At 40.9% G+C, this 19,649-nt stretch carries 17 protein-coding genes, 2 pseudogenes and 1 CRISPR repeat array (1 of these 20 only partly in view); of the genes and pseudogenes, 12 read left to right on the plus strand and 7 right to left on the minus strand.

Annotated features, from left to right (window positions below):
• Positions 1-2,015: a CRISPR direct-repeat array (repeat unit 36 nt; unit sequence GTTTTAGAAGAGTATCAAATCAATGAGTTCGAGACC) (it extends 398 nt beyond the left edge of the window).
• A 165-nt stretch (positions 2,016-2,180) separates the two neighbouring features.
• The gene (locus tag F0161_RS01290; protein WP_318635337.1) at positions 2,181-3,071 is read right to left on the minus strand and encodes an IS3 family transposase; all 891 of its coding nucleotides are present in this window, start codon (positions 3,069-3,071) and stop codon (positions 2,181-2,183) included.
• 137 nt (positions 3,072-3,208) lie between these two features.
• Entirely contained in the window at positions 3,209-3,328 is a 120-nt protein-coding gene (locus tag F0161_RS11665; protein WP_003590074.1) for an IS3 family transposase, read from the minus strand.
• 316 nt (positions 3,329-3,644) lie between these two features.
• On the opposite strand from F0161_RS11665, the gene F0161_RS01300 reads away from it, so the two are divergent.
• The 5 genes from F0161_RS01300 to F0161_RS01325 all read left to right on the plus strand — a co-directional run bounded on the left by F0161_RS01300 (position 3,645) and on the right by F0161_RS01325 (position 7,003).
• Positions 3,645-4,490: a manganese catalase family protein gene (locus F0161_RS01300; protein WP_150203309.1), complete on the plus strand. Its 846-nt coding sequence runs from the start codon at positions 3,645-3,647 to the stop codon at positions 4,488-4,490.
• A 155-nt stretch (positions 4,491-4,645) separates the two neighbouring features.
• On the plus strand, positions 4,646-5,086 hold the full coding sequence (locus F0161_RS01305) for a MarR family winged helix-turn-helix transcriptional regulator (RefSeq protein ID WP_150203312.1): 441 nt from the start codon (positions 4,646-4,648) through the stop codon (positions 5,084-5,086).
• A 38-nt stretch (positions 5,087-5,124) separates the two neighbouring features.
• Positions 5,125-5,382 carry a hypothetical protein gene (locus tag F0161_RS01310; protein WP_050884803.1) on the plus strand — a complete coding sequence of 86 codons (258 nt, stop codon included), beginning with the start codon at positions 5,125-5,127 and terminating at the stop codon, positions 5,380-5,382.
• Between the two features lie 529 nt (positions 5,383-5,911).
• Positions 5,912-6,154, plus strand: a complete 243-nt coding sequence (locus tag F0161_RS01320) for a transposase (protein WP_011679759.1) — start codon at positions 5,912-5,914, stop codon at positions 6,152-6,154.
• 51 nt (positions 6,155-6,205) lie between these two features.
• On the plus strand, positions 6,206-7,003 hold the full coding sequence (locus F0161_RS01325) for an IS3 family transposase (protein ID WP_190318891.1): 798 nt from the start codon (positions 6,206-6,208) through the stop codon (positions 7,001-7,003).
• Between the two features lie 41 nt (positions 7,004-7,044).
• Here the strand turns inward: F0161_RS01325 and F0161_RS01330 are convergent.
• A pseudogene (locus F0161_RS01330) lies at positions 7,045-7,275 on the minus strand (ribonuclease H); the annotation flags it as partial.
• Between the two features lie 237 nt (positions 7,276-7,512).
• Between F0161_RS01330 and F0161_RS01335 the strand changes: the two are divergent.
• The 3 genes from F0161_RS01335 to F0161_RS01345 all read left to right on the plus strand — a co-directional run bounded on the left by F0161_RS01335 (position 7,513) and on the right by F0161_RS01345 (position 11,420).
• Positions 7,513-9,039, plus strand: a complete 1,527-nt coding sequence (locus F0161_RS01335) for an ABC transporter permease/substrate-binding protein (RefSeq protein WP_150203316.1) — start codon at positions 7,513-7,515, stop codon at positions 9,037-9,039.
• Complete coding sequence (locus F0161_RS01340) at positions 9,040-10,011, plus strand: ABC transporter ATP-binding protein (RefSeq protein ID WP_010008889.1); 972 nt, start codon at positions 9,040-9,042, stop codon at positions 10,009-10,011.
• Between the two features lie 77 nt (positions 10,012-10,088).
• Positions 10,089-11,420, plus strand: coding sequence for a dihydrolipoyl dehydrogenase family protein (locus tag F0161_RS01345; protein WP_150203318.1), 1,332 nt, complete (start codon positions 10,089-10,091; stop codon positions 11,418-11,420).
• A gap of 154 nt (positions 11,421-11,574) precedes the next feature.
• On the opposite strand, the gene F0161_RS01350 is transcribed toward F0161_RS01345, so the two are convergent.
• The gene (locus F0161_RS01350; RefSeq protein ID WP_150204606.1) at positions 11,575-12,135 is read right to left on the minus strand and encodes a recombinase family protein; all 561 of its coding nucleotides are present in this window, start codon (positions 12,133-12,135) and stop codon (positions 11,575-11,577) included.
• 69 nt (positions 12,136-12,204) lie between these two features.
• Here F0161_RS01350 and F0161_RS01355 point away from each other — a divergent pair, with 69 nt between their 5' ends.
• From F0161_RS01355 to F0161_RS01365, 3 genes are read left to right on the plus strand one after another with little or no spacing between them, the layout of a single operon-like run.
• Positions 12,205-12,492 carry a transposase gene (locus F0161_RS01355; protein WP_150203320.1) on the plus strand — a complete coding sequence of 96 codons (288 nt, stop codon included), beginning with the start codon at positions 12,205-12,207 and terminating at the stop codon, positions 12,490-12,492.
• Positions 12,468-13,394: an IS3 family transposase gene (locus tag F0161_RS01360; protein WP_318635338.1), complete on the plus strand. Its 927-nt coding sequence runs from the start codon at positions 12,468-12,470 to the stop codon at positions 13,392-13,394. The genes F0161_RS01355 and F0161_RS01360 overlap by 25 nt, the downstream gene beginning before the upstream one ends.
• 50 nt (positions 13,395-13,444) lie before the next feature.
• Positions 13,445-15,583, plus strand: a complete 2,139-nt coding sequence (locus tag F0161_RS01365; protein ID WP_150203322.1) for a mucin-binding protein — start codon at positions 13,445-13,447, stop codon at positions 15,581-15,583.
• Positions 15,584-15,766: 183 nt separating this feature from the next.
• On the opposite strand, the gene F0161_RS01370 is transcribed toward F0161_RS01365, so the two are convergent.
• A complete protein-coding gene (locus F0161_RS01370; protein WP_225423167.1) occupies positions 15,767-15,994 on the minus strand; it encodes a hypothetical protein in 228 nt (75 codons plus the stop codon).
• An 81-nt stretch (positions 15,995-16,075) separates the two neighbouring features.
• Positions 16,076-16,303: pseudogene (locus F0161_RS01375) on the minus strand (DinB/UmuC family translesion DNA polymerase); the annotation flags it as partial.
• A 490-nt stretch (positions 16,304-16,793) separates the two neighbouring features.
• On the opposite strand from F0161_RS01375, the gene F0161_RS01380 reads away from it, so the two are divergent.
• Positions 16,794-17,411 (plus strand): hypothetical protein, encoded by a 618-nt coding sequence (locus tag F0161_RS01380; protein ID WP_150203324.1) that lies wholly within the window; start codon positions 16,794-16,796, stop codon positions 17,409-17,411.
• A gap of 61 nt (positions 17,412-17,472) precedes the next feature.
• Here F0161_RS01380 and F0161_RS01385 read toward each other — a convergent pair whose 3' ends face one another.
• Positions 17,473-19,566: an AAA family ATPase gene (locus F0161_RS01385; RefSeq protein WP_150203326.1), complete on the minus strand. Its 2,094-nt coding sequence runs from the start codon at positions 19,564-19,566 to the stop codon at positions 17,473-17,475.
• Positions 19,567-19,649 lie beyond the last annotated feature (83 nt).

Here is a 19,649-nt window from a genome sequence, read left to right on the forward strand (position 1 = left end):
TTTAGAAGAGTATCAAATCAATGAGTTCGAGACCTATTTCCAATCTAAAAAAGAGTACTAGCCCGTTTTAGAAGAGTATCAAATCAATGAGTTCGAGACCGCATAAATTGCAGCATTTGGTGCAATTAGTGTTTTAGAAGAGTATCAAATCAATGAGTTCGAGACCTGTACCAATCAGAACCGTAATGAGCTTTCCGTTTTAGAAGAGTATCAAATCAATGAGTTCGAGACCCTGAACCTTAACTGGCACATTATTCCAATTGTTTTAGAAGAGTATCAAATCAATGAGTTCGAGACCATTGAATTGATTAATAAGAACGTGAATGCGGTTTTAGAAGAGTATCAAATCAATGAGTTCGAGACCATTATCGAAACAAAAGTCAATAATTGTGGTGTTTTAGAAGAGTATCAAATCAATGAGTTCGAGACCTTATCTTTAGAGCTACCAGTGACTAAATCTGTTTTAGAAGAGTATCAAATCAATGAGTTCGAGACCCTTTTTACATAAATAAAGAAGCCTACTAGCGTTTTAGAAGAGTATCAAATCAATGAGTTCGAGACCTATTTCTGAACTTTCACCAAAACTATTCAAGTTTTAGAAGAGTATCAAATCAATGAGTTCGAGACCCCAGCCAGCCGCCATTAAGGCTGCGTAATGGTTTTAGAAGAGTATCAAATCAATGAGTCCGAGACCACAACACTTTTGGCCAAATTAGTTTGTGCCGGTTTTAGAAGAGTATCAAATCAATGAGTTCGAGACCTTGTGCGGAATATGAAGAATCGGTTAACACGTTTTAGAAGAGTATCAAATCAATGAGTTCGAGACCAACTGATAACACGGTTAAACAAGTAGGCAAGTTTTAGAAGAGTATCAAATCAATGAGTTCGAGACCCATCATACATACCAGATTTTACGCAAGCATGTTTTAGAAGAGTATCAAATCAATGAGTTCGAGACCGATGAACGTCAAAAGCTTTTCAATATTCAGGTTTTAGAAGAGTATCAAATCAATGAGTTCGAGACCTGTCAAATATCTAACAGCACCAGTTAAACTGTTTTAGAAGAGTATCAAATCAATGAGTTCGAGACCTTCGCTACCGTTCTAAAAATTAAGGGGCTGGTTTTAGAAGAGTATCAAATCAATGAGTTCGAGACCTGATTAGCAAAACCATCTTCAATCCTGGGCGTTTTAGAAGAGTATCAAATCAATGAGTTCGAGACCTTCCAATATTTCACTAAACTCCATATTTTCGTTTTAGAAGAGTATCAAATCAATGAGTTCGAGACCACGATTATTAACAAGCATGATGCTCAAGAAGTTTTAGAAGAGTATCAAATCAATGAGTTCGAGACCGTGTTTTAATTCAACTCTATCTGCTGTTACGTTTTAGAAGAGTATCAAATCAATGAGTTCGAGACCAATGGCAATGTACGTATTAAATCAAATCGCGTTTTAGAAGAGTATCAAATCAATGAGTTCGAGACCGAGAAGAAACGCCGAGCAGACGATAACAGCGTTTTAGAAGAGTATCAAATCAATGAGTTCGAGACCTAAAACAATCAAAGCTAATGTAAAAATATCGTTTTAGAAGAGTATCAAATCAATGAGTTCGAGACCTGCAATTCAGCAAGTTGCTTTTGTGCATCGGTTTTAGAAGAGTATCAAATCAATGAGTTCGAGACCATGTGGACTGATAAAGTCGATATGGCATCAGTTTTAGAAGAGTATCAAATCAATGAGTTCGAGACCGCAATGTGCTATCGCCAAGTTCTTCCAGATGTTTTAGAAGAGTATCAAATCAATGAGTTCGAGACCTTCTTCATCTTCATCGATAACGGCAATCTGGTTTTAGAAGAGTATCAAATCAATGAGTTCGAGACCCTATTTTCTTTATAATTCTTGGATGCTTTAGTTTTAGAAGAGTATCAAATCAATGAGTTCGAGACCTTCATCGGATACTTGAGTAACCTGAGTTTGGTTTTAGAAGAGTATCAAATCAATGAGTTCGAGACCACTATTGTCAGCTTTATGTATTCGCCATTCGTTTTAGAAGAGTTGGATTGAAGTCAATATTTGAGACAGATTTTAAGAGACATTCAGAACCGCGTTTACCTTCCACAGCTCAAATAAATCATTAATCGCGATTAATAACTTATTTGAACCCTGGAAAGCATTAAATCAGGCGGCCATTTGGCTCGTAAGTGTTGCAATTTCAACTTGTAAGGGGGTCTGGTAGCCCAGTGAACTATGAATTCTCTTCCTATTGTAGAAAGCATGCACATATTCAAAAAGGACGGCAGCGGCAGTTTCATAATCTTCAAAGACCGGCACTGGATAAACACATTCCTTTTTGAGGGAAGCGTGAAAGGATTCCATTGGCGCATTATCATACGGACAACCCTTACGGCTGTATGAGTGGCGGATATGTAGCTCAGTTAAACGTTGATTGTAATCATCGCTGGTATACTGTGATCCTAAATCCGTATGGATAATCAGGTCCCCAGTAATGGTTCGATTTTTAACCGCGCTTTCAAGGGTCTTTAAGACTAAATCAGTATCCATCTTTTTTGAGAACGAATAGCCGATAATCCGTCGTGAGTGCAGGTCCATGATGGTTGATAACCAACACCAGCCATTACGCTTCGTTTGAATATAGGTCATATCAGCGGTCCATTTTTGATTTAAACCAGTGGTCGAGAAATCCTGCTTAAGCAAGTTGGGACGCTGTTCAACCTTGGTTTTGGAAGCCGAAGCCGCTTTCCACTTATTGACAGTAACGGAGTGGATATCCAGTTCCTTCATGAGCCGGGAAATCCGTCGTGGACTGCACCGAAGCTGCAGTGGTTGAAGTTCCAGATTCAATTCATGGTGGATCTTCATAACACCGTATCGCTGCTTAAATTCCGCAAAGATCCGCAGAATCCGTTGTTTCAAGTCCGTATCTTCGGCCCGGCGTTTTGAAGGTTTGGGGGATCGATAACGATAATACTGAGCTCTGGAAACACCGAGGATTCGGCACATCTTGGTTACCTGGTGGTGATGGCTTTCTTGGTGAATGTAATCAAAGATATTGGTTACTTCTGCGCAAGGAAGCCCAGGGCTTTTTTTAGGATTTCGTTCTCCTCAGACAGCGAAGCCAGTCGCTTTTCCATCGCTTTGATTTCGTCTGGCGATTTACCGGATTGAGTTTTGACCTGGCCCTGGATCTACTTATGAACTGTTGAATAGCCAATGCCATATTCTCTGGCCAGTTGGGCAGCTGATTCGCCTTGCTTATATAGGTTGATAATGTTTTGTTTGAATTCTTTGTCGTAACGAGTTGGCATGTAAAAATTCCTTCCTTTTGAGAGACGATTTATTCATTATACCCTCTCTTAAAAGTTGTCTCAGGAATCAGCTTACATCCAAATTTAGTAATGAACCTCTTAAACTTCTTACACAGCTCTGATTTTTTCTATGTTCACAGTCAACCAGAAACAATCTATGCTAGCTCCTCTATTTATAAGATTGAGCAAAAGGACTAAAACAAAAATATTTTAGTTACTTCTAGACAAATAATATTTGTAATGTTATCATGAATACATCGCGAACGATTTAATCGCGAACGTTTTATATTTTTTTATTCAAGAAAGAAGACTCACAATGTTCAAACATACACGTGCCTTACAATTTAATGCAAAGCCAGATCGTCCTGATCCACTAATGGCTCGCAAACTACAAGAAGCACTTGGCGGTCAATGGGGTGAAATGACTGGCATGATGTCATATTTATCACAAGGTTGGGCTTCAACTGGTGATGAAAAATATAAAGACATCTTGCTTGATACTGGGACAGAAGAAATTGCTCACGTCGAAATGATTTCGACTATGATTGCTTATCTTTTAGAAGATACTCCTATTTACGAGCAAGAGGAAATGATTAAAAAAGATCCTTCTCTTGCTAAAGTAATGGGTGGCACTGATCCTGAACATGGACTTGTACATGGGTTAACAGCTGGTCTAACTAATCCAAATGGTGCGGCTTGGAATACTGGTTACGTTACATCAAGCGGTAACTTATTGGCTGACATGCGATTTAATGTAACAAGCGGTAACTTATTGGCTGACATGCGATTTAATGTAACTAGAGAATCACAAGCACGTGTTCAAGTGAGCCGTTTATATCACATGACGCGTGATGAAGGTGTTCGAGATATGTTGAAGTTCTTACTAGCCCGTGAAACGCAACATCAGCTACAATTTATCAAGGCACAAGAAGAATTAGAAGAGAGATATGGTGTCGTGGTGCCTGGTAACATGAACGATATTCAACATTCAGAGTATAGCCACGTTATCATGAATTTTTCAGATGGTGAAGGATCACGTGCATTTGAAAATCAAATTGCTAAAGATGGTCAAATGTTTACTTACCAGGAAAATCCTGAAGCAATGGGCGAGGTACCTAAAACAAAGCCAGCAAGTTCTGAACTTCATAATGATCAAGGTTAATAATGCTTAAATTGAATCAATAAGACGTTGATATTGAGTATAGGGCGTCAGAAAATTATCTATTTAGCGCATTGAATAGCTGATTCTATCTCGACAATTATATTAAATCGTGTTAATATTTAATCGCACACGATTTAATAAAAGGAGTTATTCCTATGATAGAATTTAACAAAAACGACGCCCAATTGGAAAAACACCTGTGTTTTTCTATTTATGAGCTATCAAGAGCAATTCAACGCATGTATAAGCCGTTTCTAAATGAGCTTAATTTAACATATCCACAATATCTAGTTTTAGTAGCTCTTTACGATCATGATAATATTACTGTCAGCGAGCTGGGGGAATTATTAGACTTAAATTACGGTACTTTGTCACCTTTATTGACCCGTATGGAAAGCCAAAAATTAATTGAACGTACGAGATCAACCAACGATACCAGAATTGTCTACATTAAATTAATGTCTTCTGGTAAAGAAATACGTGAAGAAGCATTTACGCTTCCTCAACAGTTAGTATTTAAAAGTGGATTAAATGATCAAGAATGGAATGAATTATCTAGATTATCTATGAAAGTATTTAATAACTTATCTAAATAAGTTTCAATATATACTCGCTAAATAACGGAGGGAAACAAATGATTCATGAAATAGCAAATTCAATCAAATTAATGGACGGATCCTATTACGAAATTGGTCACGCTGGCTGTGAAAAAATTGCTCGAGACAATGGTGAGTTTTGGTCAATTTACGTTAATGGTGTTAAAAAAACGTGGATTGGTCGCGAATTCATTGCCTATATCGACGGACAATCCCAACAACCAGAGTCTTACTTAGCAGATATGTCAGAGGAAGATCGCGAAAAGTTTAAAGATATTCATTGTGATTGCGATTAGTTACCAAGCCTATTTATATTTATGTAGATATAGCTTAAAATACAAATAGATATTCACTCTTTACTTAATAAACCCCAATAATACAAAAAAGCGCAAACTACTTATAAGTATTTTGCGCTTTTTCAACGCCATGATATATTTGTATTCACACACTGCAATTTATTTATGCAATTTAATGAGGCGAAATATGATGGTTTATGGTTATGCTAGAGTGTCGACTGCCGGGTAACCTTTGGATGAGCAAAAAGAGACTCTAAAAGTTTCGGGGGGTTGAGATGGTTTTCAGTGAAAAATATTCGGGCACAACGACATCACAAAAACAATCTGGACAGACATTTGCTAGACAACACAATCCAAACTATAGAGAAGGGCGACCCAAGAGAAAAAAGATAGCCGTAATACGGCTATCTTTTAATATTCTCAAACTCACACAGTCAACGCAATAACAGAAGCGTTCAGTATTGCTCTTATACTAAAAAAATGGACTATTTTTATTCAGTCCGTAAAATGAAAGTATAGGAGTATTTTTATGTCAATTCGTTATTCACAAGATTTTAAAGATTCACTGGTTAAACTTCACCAAGAAGGACGTTCACTTAAATCATTGGCAGAGGAATTTGGACCTTCAAAAGATTCTATTGCTATTTGGGTCAAGCAAGCTACCCCAGTCATGATTCAGGGTCGGTCAAAGACGTTAAAGGATGTCAAGCAATTAGAAAAGCGTCTCGCTATTTTGGAGGAAGAAAACGAAATTTTATCACGCATAGCCTGACAGGCATTGAGCGGCCATCTTACTAGCCAAAAAATAGTCCGTAATGTGGGATTGCCGCTAGTTAACCAATTTTTAGCACAAGGCCACGCGCTTGTGCGTATTTTAAGTGCACTTAAAATCAAACCTAGTACCTATTACAACTGGCGCCATTGGCAACCCAGTCGACAAGAAAAGCGTAGAGAATCCCTGAAACCTTATATTTTAGACGTTTGGAAAACCTTTAAATTTTATGGTTATCGTCGTATTGCTGCTTATAGTCAACAAACCGACGGGCCGAAAGTATCTGAGTATATGACACTCAAATTGATGCGTGAATTAGGGATTAAATCCCGCATGCAAAAACGTTATCGCAAACCCAAAACTGTTGTGACGGTTGATCAAAAACCCAATCTGATTAGACACTTGCATGATTTGAGCGGTGTTTGGCAAACAGATATCACTTATATTCAGTTGACTAATCACAGATGGGTCTATTTAGCGACCGTTTTGGATCCTGAGAAGAGAAAAGTATTGGGCTATAAAATTGGCGATACAATGACAGCCGAGCTAGCCACAAGTGCCTTACAGATGGCGTTAGATAAGCATCGAAAGCCATTGATTATTCCTTCAGATATGGGGTCACAATACACGAGTGCTGAGTTTAATATTAAATGCCAAAATTATGGCTTGAAACATTCATATTCACTCAAAGGCCATCCGTACGATAATGGCCGTATGGAAGCGTTTCATTCAATATTGAAGCGTGAAGAGGTGTATCTGAAGGCATACCAAACATTAACTGAAGTCCAAGCAGCCATTGGTTGGTATATCAATTTTTATAATCGCAATCGTATCTCAAATGTTGCCTAAGTAACTGAATAAAAATAGTCCAATTTATTGACTTCTGAGCATTCAGTTGTGGTGTGAATATGAACGGGTAAATCATGACGTTTCAACGTGGCGAGTGCGGTGGTCAGAGCACTCAAGGCCAGTGAAGTTTCGGTATGTCCGTAGCCACCGTCGTTTAGCGCCTTTTGATGGTCAGCATATCTCTGAATGACGACCCAGGCAGCGGGGGTTGTTGCGGTGATGTTGGTCGATTGGTGGTTGGTACTTGCAAGGTAAAGATGAATCGTAGCCATTGTTGGGGCCTCCTTAGTGGTAATGATAATCCATTGAGTGGTTCATCTAATAGCTTTGTAAAAACTAGCCAGCTTCATTTTAAATTAATGAATAATTTTAATGTGAAACTACAATAGTTACAAAATTTAGTGAATTGCCGGTGCGTATTACTATAATTTTTGGCGGATTATGCTACGATTAAATACATGGATAATTAAGAAGTTATTAAGCAATAAAGGTGAGCACTGGAGGTTAGCATGCAGACATTAATACAGACGTTTATAGATCGACGCGGGGATTTGCTGGCTGCGCTATGGCAACACTTGGGGATTTCATTAGCATCATTAGTCATCGCAATGGTAATTGCGATTCCGTTGGCTATTTGGGTCGTTCGACGACCACGGTGGGCCGAGGGATTATTACAGCTCACGAGTGTCTTACAGACGATTCCGTCTTTGGCACTGTTAGGGTTATTGATTCCGTTAGTTGGGATTGGAACGGTGCCAGCAGTAATTGCGCTGGTGATCTATGCTTTACTGCCAATTTTTCAAAATACTTATTTGGGTATCTCAGAAATTGACGCCTCAATTGAAGAGGCCGCCGATGCCTTTGGGATGTCACGAATGCGTAAGTTGTTTAAAGTTGAACTACCCATTGCCCTACCACAGATCATTTCTGGGATTCGGACCGCGCTCGTCTTAATTATTGGGACGGCTACTTTGGCCGCTTTGATTGGTGCTGGGGGTCTCGGGACCTTTATCATGCTCGGTATTGACCGTAATGATACCTCGTTATTATTGATTGGGGCTATCTCATCAGCATTGTTAGCAATTCTGCTGAGTGCGCTCGTTCGGTGGTTTCAAACGGCTAAACCACGCCACGCCTTAATTGTCTTTGTCGGTATTTTAGCTTTACTAGGTGGTGGCGGGGCTTATAGTGTTTATGCCAATCGAGTTGAAACAATTACGATTGCAGGTAAACTCGGTTCTGAACCAGAAATCTTGATTAATATGTATAAGCAGCTGATTGAAGCTGAAGATGAGCATGTTCATGTGACGCTCAAGCCTAACTTTGGCAAGACCACGTTCTTATTCAGCGCGTTAAAGAATAATCAGGTTGATATTTATCCTGAATTTACTGGCTCGGTGCTGGAGACCTTAGGTAAGGGGAATAACCCAGCTGGTCAAACAGCTAACCAGACCTATCAGCTCGCCAAACAGCGCCTCGCTAAACAGGAACAAATGACTTACTTGAAGCCGATGCAGTATAACAATACGTACGCATTGGCAGTGACTAAGAAATTTCAACAAGAACATCATTTGAAGACAATCAGCGACTTAACGCAAGTTGAATCGATTCTGAAACCCGGAATGACCCTAGAGTTTATTGATCGTAATGATGGCTTAAAAGGAATCAAGAAGACTTATGGGTTAGACGTGACTGCAAAGTCGATGGAGCCGGCGCTACGCTATGAAGCTATCAGTAAGGGGAAAATCAACTTGGTAGATGCCTATGCGACGGATAGTGAATTACGGCAGTATCACTTGGCCTTATTGAAGGATAACAAGCACTTCTTCCCAACGTATCAAGGGGCACCGTTGATGAAGACGAGCTTTGCCAACAAACATCCTAAGGTCGTTAAAGCGTTGAATAAGTTAGCAGGAAAGATTTCAGAAACTGATATGCAAGAAATGAACTATGAAGTCAATGTTAAGAAGCAGTCCGCTTCGACGGTTGCACATCGCTATCTTGTGAAGCACGGTTTATTGAAGGAGGGACGTTAAATGACAACGGCAATTGAATTTCAACACGTCCAGAAAGACTTTAATGGGCAGACCGTGATTCCCGACCTTAATTTAACGATTGACCAGGGTGAGCTATTTGTTTTGGTAGGGACTTCTGGGAGTGGCAAAACGACGTCACTTAAAATGATCAACTGCTTAGAGCCATTGACGGCTGGTAAAATCCTAGTTAATGGTACTGATACAACCACGATACCAGTCCGAAGTCTACGGTGGCAAATGGGGTATGTCTTACAGCAAATTGCCTTGTTCCCAACGATGACGGTGGCGCAAAATATCGCCGTGATTCCAGAAATGAAAGGGACAGCTAAGAAGGAAATTAATCAAACGATTGATGAGCTATTGGCGGAAGTTGGCCTCGATCCAAAGGAATACCGTGACCGGATGCCGTCAGAATTATCCGGTGGTGAGCAGCAACGCATCGGTATCTTACGGGCGATTGCGGCGCAACCAGATATTGTTTTGATGGATGAACCATTTAGTGCGTTAGACCCCATCTCGCGGCAACAATTGCAAGACTTGGTCTTACGGCTACACGCCCGCTATCACAACACGATCGTCTTCGTGACGCATGATATGAATGAGGCGTTGAAGTTGGGTGACCGGATCGGTGTCATGCAACACGGTCAGTTAATACAAGTCGATACGCCGGCTGCTCTGGCTCAGCATCCAGTGAACGACTTTGTGCGGAACTTCTTTGGCGCGAGCCGAGCTAAAAATGTCTATGATGTCTACGTTGGGCGTGTAGGGCTTATTCAGGGTTATCTCACAGAAAAACCCAGTGTTGCGAGTGGTCGGATTCAATCGTTAGACGTTCAAGCCACGTTACGCACCGCCTTTACGGCATTGACAGATCATGATTATGTGGCGGTCACGGAAGAAAATCGGGTTGTTGGCTATTTGGATAGCCAACGAATCGTGGCTTACTTGAGTCAACATGAAGAAGTATCTTAATCGTCAATTAAGGATGAATCAGTTACACTAGGTTGTGATAATTGATGGTCGCTAATGAATTTAAGGAGGAATTTCGAATGGCGGAACAGTACGATGTTGTTGTGATTGGTGGCGGACCAGCCGGCAATGCCATGGCTAGCGGATTAAAGGCTCAGGGCAAGACAGTGTTGATCGTTGAAGCGGATCTGTGGGGCGGCACTTGTCCTAACCGCGGTTGTGACCCTAAGAAAATCCTATTAAGCGCCGTCGAAGCGCGACAAGCAGCGCAACATTTACAAGGGCAGGGCCTGATTGGTGCGCCCAAAATTGATTGGCCAGCACTGATGGCGCATAAACGAGCCTATACGGATGGCATCAACGATGGGACGTTGAACGGACTAAAGGGGCAAGATATTGCGACGTTACATGGTCAAGCGCACTTTCAATCCGACAATCAGTTAGCGGTCGGGGATCGAGTAGTCAGTGCGACTGATTACGTGATTGCCACTGGTCAGCGTCCGGCGATTCTACCGATTACCGGGCACGAATACTTTAAGACGAGCACTGACTTCTTAGATTTGGACCAGATGCCTAAACGCGTGACATTCGTAGGTGGTGGCTACGTAGGCTTTGAATTGGCGACGATTGCGAATGCCGCTGGCGCTGATGTGCACGTGATTCATCATAATGACCGCCCGTTAAAAGCTTTTGATGCAGATTTGGTTAAGGATTTGATGGCCGCAATGACGGCTGATGGAATCACGTTTGACTTGAATACGGATGTCCAAGCAATTACTAAAACGGCGACCGGTCTACAATTGACAGCTGATAATTTCGAGCTGACAACGGATCTGGTCATCAGCTCAGCGGGACGGATTCCGAACGCGGACCAGTTAGGTCTAGCCAACGTGGGCGTTACCTTTGATCGGCATGGGATTCAAGTCAACGATCATTTGCAGACGGCCAACCCGCACATTTATGCCATTGGGGATGTCAGCGATACACCGGTACCGAAGTTAACGCCAGTTGCAGGTTTTGAAGCGCGTTATCTGGTCGGTGAGTTGACGCATCCCGGCGCAGCCATAAAGTATCCCGTTGTGCCAACGCAGGTTTTTGCAGCGCCCAAGTTAGCGCAAGTCGGGATCAGCGCGGCCGCGGCGACTGAGCATCCAGATGAGTATCGTGTCAATACACTTGATATGACGAAGTGGTTCACTTATTACCGCTTTGGCGCACAACAAGCCCAAGCTAAAGTAGTGGTTGCTAAAGCGAGTGGGCAGGTTGTGGGTGCTACCCTTCTAAGTGATGTTGCCGACGAGATGATTAACTACTTCACGTTGTTAATTGAAAAACACGTGACTTTACCAGATTTACAACGGTTGGTATTGGCTTACCCAACGCCGGCTAGTGACTTACAATATTTGTATTAATGTGTGGTTGAATTAAATCAACGTCCTCGCAAAGTGTTAAACTATGAAACCCCATATGAAGTATTTTTTGACAAACCGTTGCACTTAGTTTGACAATTCGCCGTAAAGAAAATAGGGACCCTTTCAGTTAACATGTGCTAACCAAAAGGGGGCCCTATTTTCTTTTAATACCGTATTTCACACGGTATCGAATAAAGGTCGTCCGTTTAATACCTGTATTTCGGGACACATCAATGTCACTCATGCCAGCTCGATAAAGCTTAAAAGCATGTTGCAAGCGGGGATCGTCTTGGGTGTATTGGGGTTTGCGCCCATGATATTTACCCTGCTGCTTAGCTAAGGCAATCCCTTGTTGCTGGCGCTCAATGATTCGCTTACGTTCACTTTCGGCCTGATACTTATAGAGTTCAATAATCAAGTTGGTCATCAGTTGACGTAAATTTGGGTCAGCAATCCCTGTCATGGACGGTAAATTCAACACATCTAGGGTGGCACCCTTATTTTGAATGGAGTTCATGATCTTAGTCAAATCATGGTTGTTTCTGCCTAAGCGATCTAATTCAGTGACCATTACAATATCACCCTCACGAATATAGGCCAGCATTTTTTGCAGTTCTGGCCGATCAGTGTTAGCCCCACTTAATTTATCCGTAAATAACTTATCAACGTCTTTTAAAGCCGCTAACTGTCGATCTAAATGTTGTGGGCCTAGAATAAAAAGTGTACAAGTTAAATAGAGACTCTGATTTAGTATAATTAAGGAAGTAAATTGGAGGATCAAATAATGACGAAGCACAGTTATGACAAGGAATTTAAGGAACAGGCCGTTCAGTATTACTTAGATAACAAGGATCACATGACCATGAATGAAATAAGTAATAATCTAGATATTGGGGCTAGTACATTACATAAATGGATTAAGCTGTTTACTGAGACTGGGGAGTTTGGCCGTGGCTCTGGTAATTTTGCCAGCGATAAGGACAAGGAGATTGCACGACTAAAGCGTCAACTTCGTGACGCTGAAGGAGCAATCGAAGTGTTAAAAAAATCAATCGGGATTCTGAGCAAGTAACTACCGAAAAGGTATACCAAGAAATGGACGTTCAGCACGCTTTGGAATCCCACCCTTCCATCAATGGTATGTGTGATTATGTTGGAATCTCAAGAAGTGGTTACTATCAACGAGAAAAGCGTCATAATCACCAATCACCGCGAAAGCTTCGGAAGAAGTTTATTCAAGGTGAAATTAAAGCAATTTGGCTCAAAAGCCTTTGTATTTACGGTGCCGGCAAAATCACCCAAGAACTTCGCTCAAAAGGATATAAGATCGCTGAACGAACTGTTGGTAAGTATATGCGTGAACTTGGCATTCACGCCGTTTACCTAACCCCTTGGACGACTACCACTCGCAATTCTAAGTTTGATAAACAGCTAATAAATATTTTAGACGAGCAGTTCAATCCATTGCGACCAAACGCCGTTTGGTGCATTGACACCACTTATATTCCAGTTCATGACGGATTCGTTTATTTAACCAGTATTATGGACTTGTACTCCCGACGGATCATTGGTTGGGACTTATCTGAAACCTTGGAGGTATCGAATGTCATCCCACTTATTGAAAAGACTAAGCACAGTCGCCATATTAGCAAGCCATTAATCATGCACAGTGATCGTGGTAGTCAGTTTACGTCTGAAGCTTACAATCAAGCTACAGCTAACATGACATTAAGCTATTCAAAGAAAGCTTATCCTTGGGATAATGCCTGCATTGAGTCGTTTCATGCCTTGATTAAGCGTGAATGGATAAATCGGTTTAAAATCCATTCATACTCCGAAGCTAAACGACTAGTTTTTCAGTACATTGAAACGTTTTACAACACAGTTAGAATTCACAGTCACTGTGGATTCAAATCACCAAAGCAACTTGAAGATGAGTATCAAACTCAAATTCAAAATTTAGTCGTGGCATAGGACAAAAAAGTCTCTATTTAAATTGTCTATTTTATTGACAGGGGACCAATTTGACTCATGGCACAACGCAAACAAGTGAAAGTCAAACTGTCGATGAGACCATCCATTATGTTTATAAGAACGGTGACAAAGCAGCTGATGATTATCAAGCAACACCACTGAACTTTACGCGTACTGTAACGACCGACAAGGTCACTGGTGATAAGAGCTATGGTGATTGGGTTGCAGCTAATGGTACAAGTTTTGCATCAGTAACATCACCAACCATTAAGGGTTACACACCAGATCAAGCTCAAATTGATACGATTACAGGTATTACCGCAGATAGTGCCGATATTGAAAAGACAGTGACTTACGTAGCTAACAAAGAAGCGGCTAAGGTTACCTATATTGATGACACAACTGGTAAGACCCTCTCCAGTCAAGATTTATCTGGGGACTATGGAACTACCGATAGTTATCGAACCGCTGATAGCATTAAGGGTTACGAAGATCAAGGTTATGAGTTAGTATCAGACAATTATCCAACTAAGGGTGTGGTTTATAACCAAGATGGTACCGTTCAAAGTTTCGAGGTTCATTTGACTCATGGCACAACGCCGGTTGGTCCGAATAATCCACAAACACCAGGTACGCCAATTAATCCAGATAATCCTGATGGACCAAAGTGGCCAGAAGGAACTGACAAGAGTTCTCTTACTCAGACAGTCATTAGAACTGTTAATTACCTGGATAAGCAGACTGGCAAAGTTGTCGCTAAGCAAATTACTGAACAGGTTACGTATAACCGTACCGCCATTGTTGATAAAGTAACTGGTCAAATCATTGGTTACTCGACAACAGGTGGTGATACCGTTGACCAAACTGATGGTGATAAAGCTTGGACTGCAGTTGATAATAAGTCTGATTGGGATTCTGTCACTTCTCCTGACTTGAGTTCCAAGGGCTACTTGGCACCGGATTTGGCCACGGTTGCTCAACAGACAGTTACCCCAGGTGATAAGGATGTTACAGTTAATGTTTACTATGACCACGACGTGGTCCCAGTAAATCCAACGAATCCACAAACACCAGGTACGCCAATTAATCCAGATAATCCTGATGGACCAAAGTGGCCAGAAGGAACTGACAAGAGTTCTCTTACTCAGACAGTCATTAGAACTGTTAATTACCTGGATAAGCAGACTGGCAAAGTTGTCGCTAAGCAAATTACTGAACAGGTTACGTATAACCGTACCGCCATTGTTGATAAAGTAACTGGTCAAATCATTGGTTACTCGACAACAGGTGGTGATACCGTTGACCAAACTGATGGTGATAAAGCTTGGACTGCAGTTGATAATAAGTCTGATTGGGATTCCGTCACTTCTCCTGACTTGAGTTCCAAGGGCTACTTGGCACCGGATTTGGCCACGGTTGCTCAACAGACAGTTACCCCAGGTGATAAGGATGTTACAGTTAATGTTTACTATGACCACGACGTGGTCCCAGTAAATCCAACGAATCCACAAACACCAGGTACACCAATTAATCCAGATGATCCAGATAGTCCGAAATGGCCAGCTGGGACTGATAAGAATTCGCTGACAACTGATGTTCACCAGACAATCCATTATCAATATGGCGATGGTTCACAAGCAGCTCCTGATAAGACTGATTCCACGACATTTGACCATCAAGTTGAAATTGATAAGGTCACCGGTGAGATTGTTAAGGATGATGGTTGGACAGCCGAAAATGGCAAGACGAGTTTTGATAGTAAGAATTCACCGGTAATTCCAGGCTATACTGCAAGTAAACCAGCCAGCGATTCAGTTGATGGCTTAACGCAGGATAGTAAGGATAATGTTCAGACCATTGTTTACACGAAGAACCCCGCAACAGATAACAATGGCGGCACTGAGCCCAATCAACCGGGGAAGCCAGGTAATGGTACGGACACAGGAAATCCCAGTTCTAACCAACCAGGAAATCCTTCCCAGCCAAGTAACGCTACTAACAATGGAGTAATCAATACGTCGACTAATACAGGATCTAAAGTTAACAACGGTGCTGTTAATTCACCAGAATTACCTCAAACTGGTGAAAACAATAGTCAAAGTCAAACAATGTCATTTATTGGTATTTTGTTGGCAATGTTTGGAAGTTTACTCGGTTTTCTTGGTATCAAGAAACGTCGTAATGATTAACCATTAAATAAATATATCTGTAGCGAATATAGATTATTTAAAGAGGACCCTGAAGAATATTATTATTCTTCAGGGTCTTTATTTGGCTCTACGTCGGCAAGAATGTCAATAGGCCAGACAAAAGAAGTTACGTTCTGACGAAGGCACTTGGTTATTTCTTAAATTCACGCATCATCAGGTCTTTTACCAGTGTTTTATTTTGTTTTGATGTGACCGAGGAACGACAAACAAAGTTGCGAGATAAACCCAGTTTTGATTGATCAGGTGAATATAGGTGATGTCAGTGGTAACGACCCCAGATAAATCAGCTAGATGTCTCATTAAATTAGACTTCTGCGACGTGTCAGTATTGGTTGTAGGCTTTTTAGGACGTTTGCGATACATAGTCGATTGAATGCCTAATTCATGCATGACCTGCCAAATCGTTCGGCAAGAATGTCAATGGTCCGGACAAGAATTGTACGGTTGGACGTGCGGACGTTTTTTTGGGCTCAAATCGTCAGTGTGGTTTGTGGGATCAATCTTCATTTGCATACCGAAACCGGAGGTGCCCGCTTCTTCTGCATCAGCATAATCAATCCCAACGCTAACCACTTCACCTTGTACTTGATGGTGACGAAGTCTGCCAGCAACCTGATCAGCAATCTCGCTAAGCACGACTTTAATCTCCTTTGCCTGCGTGTAATCACACATGAGCACCTGACTATTGCCATAGTCTTTTTTCACATTTACTGGGTGGTAACTTTAATTATGCAATCTAGGATAAATAAAAATAATTTTAAAATACTTTATAAAAAATAATCGTCATAATTTACGTATATGGTTCATTAATTGTACGATAAATATATTCCACAATTTACGTTGTAATTAAATAAACTTTCAGTACGTAGTTTATTAAATTTTTTGCTAAAATACTGTGCAAACACCTATTTAATGGGATTCGTAACAAAAATGTAGAATTTGCGTAAAAAAGTGTACAAATCCTCATAAAATGGGGTTTGATTGTTTATAAAGATTTTTTAAAAAGAAAGTAATTATATTATAATTAAAAAACTAATGAAATAATTATTGACCCCATTAAACATTGATGGGTTTAGTGGTACCAAGCATTTTCGTATACATTAAACAAGCCTGTTTTTTCGCTTTTCAGACTCGTTATAATGGATATATTGAGTATTGGGAACATTAAATTATAAAGGACGTAAGAAAGATGAACATCAAAAAAGTAATTATCACTGGATTAGCTTCAGCAAGTTTAGTTGTTGGAGGAGTTGCAATTAAGGGTGAAGCGGATACTTTTTGGGCAGGTCATAACGACTTAGCGCAAACCGCATCTAACTTAGATACGATTGTTTCAGCGTATAATACTAATAAAGCAAAATTAGAAACAGCAAAATCTGATTTAGCTAACGCAAAGTCTGATCTGACAAATGCACAAGCACAGGTAACACAGCTAACTCAACAATTGAGTAACTTACAAACTCAATATAATAACGATACAGCTAGTTTACAGGCACAAATTCAAGAAAAAATTAAAGAAACACAAGCTGCCATTGCAGATGGTAATGCCAAAGTGCAAGCCAAACAAACAGAATTTGATAATTTGCAAAAAAAGTATGAGGACTTAAACAGTCAAGTGACTACTTTGAAACAACAATTAGCAGATGCCCAATCAACGGCCTCTTCAGCTACTTCAGAGCGAGATAGCGCAAATTCAGCTAAAGATAGTGCCAATCAAGATTTGAAACAAGCACAATCTGAAGCTTCATCACTGAAGGAAAAATCACAAACCGCAGCTAACTCAGTTTCAGCTGATGCCAACCAATAAAATTCGAGTAACACAAAAAGAACCGGCGAAATTAATTCGTCGGTTCATTTTTGTTTAATGATTATTTAGCTTCTGAAATTTGAATCGTGTCATTTTCAAGACTTGCATGCAAGTTCTTAACGTTTAAATGATCCAAGTAGAAGTCAGTTACTTTGTCACGAATTTGTTGTTCAATCACACGACGGAGTGGACGAGCACCCATCGCCTCATCGTAACCTTGGTCAATCAACCAGTCTTTGGCATCGGCAGCTACAGATAAAGTAATGCCTTTCTTGCCAAGAGTTTCGTTAACTTCATCAATCATCAAATCGACAATCTTAGCTAAATCGTCTTTAGTTAAGTGCCTAAATTCGACGATTCCGTTGAACCGGTTTAAGAATTCTGGGCGGAAGAATGGAGCTAAACGATCCATTAATTCAACGTTCTTATCATCCTTACGACCAAATCCAGCGTTTGAAGTTGCGATGACAACAGTGTTCTTAAAGTCGACCACATTTCCTTGGCCATCCGTTAAGCGACCATCATCCATTAATTGCAACAAGAGTGTCAAAACTTGAGGGTTGGCTTTTTCGATTTCGTCTAATAAAACAATCGAGTATGGATTACGACGAACTTTTTCAGTTAAGGTGTTGCTGTTATCCTCATAGCCAACGTAACCGGCAGTAGTACCAATTAACTTGGATACGGCGGTTAAATCAGCGTATTCAGACATATCTAACCGAATGATGCTTTCTTTGCTACCAAACATGTCTAAAGCCAACTGTTTAGCTAATTCAGTCTTACCAACTCCGGTAGGACCGACAAACAAGAAACTACCGATTGGGCGATTTCCTTCGTCAAAGCCTGCACGGTTCCGGCGGATAGCTTGAGCAACCATTTCAACGGCTTCGTCTTGGCCAATAACCTTGCCCTTTAAACGAGCGCCAATTTCCTTCAAGCGTTCGATATCGGAAGCACCCATTTGAGAAACAGGAATTCCAGTTAATCGTTCGGTTGATTTAGCCACATCGTTGACGGTTGCCACCACAGTTTGAGTGGTGTCGCTGTCGGCATTTTTAAGTTGAGCTTCGAGTGATTCAACTTGTTTCTTAGCTTTACCAGCAGCTTCATAGTCTTCTTTAGCGACCGCATCTTTTTGATCTTGGTTAGCGCGTGCCAATTGCTTTTCCAGGTCAACCTTGTCAGTGACTGGATGTTGAGCAGACAGGTGAGCGGCAGTCATGTCGACTAAGTCAATGGCTTTGTCAGGTAATGAACGTTGTGGAATGTATTGAATTGAGAAATCCACAGCAGCCTTCAAAACGTCATCAGGTAGTTGGACATGGTGGTGTTGTTCATACAATTTCTTGATACCCTGTAAAATTTTGAGGGTATCTTCAGCACTAGGTGCATTAACCGTGACTTCGTTAAAACGACGAGCTAAGGCAGCGTTCTTAATAATCGTGTTGCGATATTCGTCTTGCGTAGTTGCACCAATCACAGTGATATCACCACGACTGAGGGCTGGTTTAATCATATCAGCGAGTCCCTTTGAACCTGACTCGCCACCCATCGCGCCAGTTCCTAGAATTTGATGAATTTCATCAAAGAATAAGATGACATTACCAGCTTTTTTGACTTCATCTACTAAGTTTTTGATATTCTCTTCGAAGCTACCACGATATTGGGTTCCAGCTTCCAAGTTTGAAAGGTCAATACTAATAATCTCTTTGTCTTTAATTGCAGCAGGGACATTACCAGCGACAATTGCCTGTGCCAAGCCTTCAACAACCGCGGTTTTACCGACACCGGCATCCCCAACTAACACGGGGTTGTTCTTAATCCGACGACTTAAAATTTCAGCCGTCTTTTGTATTTCATCATTGCGGCCAATCACGGGATCAAGTTCGTTGTTACGTGCGGCCTCGGTCAAGTTGCGACCTAATTTGGCTAAAATGCCTTCTTCTTTAGGTTGCTGACCTTGAGGTGTTTGACCAGGTTGTTGAGCAGCAGCTTGTCTCATTTTGGCTAATTCTTCGGCAGAAACTTCCTTGCCGTTGACCAAATAACGTTGTTCCGAGTTTACACCATTCATACCACGCATCATTTCGTTAAAAATATCATCGATGCCATTATTTGTGAAGAATGGGTCGTTGCTAAACATTGAGTTTGCCATAATAAATTCCTCCTATATTGAGCGGAAGTGCATTACTTCATCTTGAGCAATTAAGCTTCTCGCTTTGACCTATTTTTGTAGTT

This window comes from Paucilactobacillus nenjiangensis (assembly GCF_008632615.1).
GTDB classification, from domain to species: domain Bacteria; phylum Bacillota; class Bacilli; order Lactobacillales; family Lactobacillaceae; genus Paucilactobacillus; species Paucilactobacillus nenjiangensis.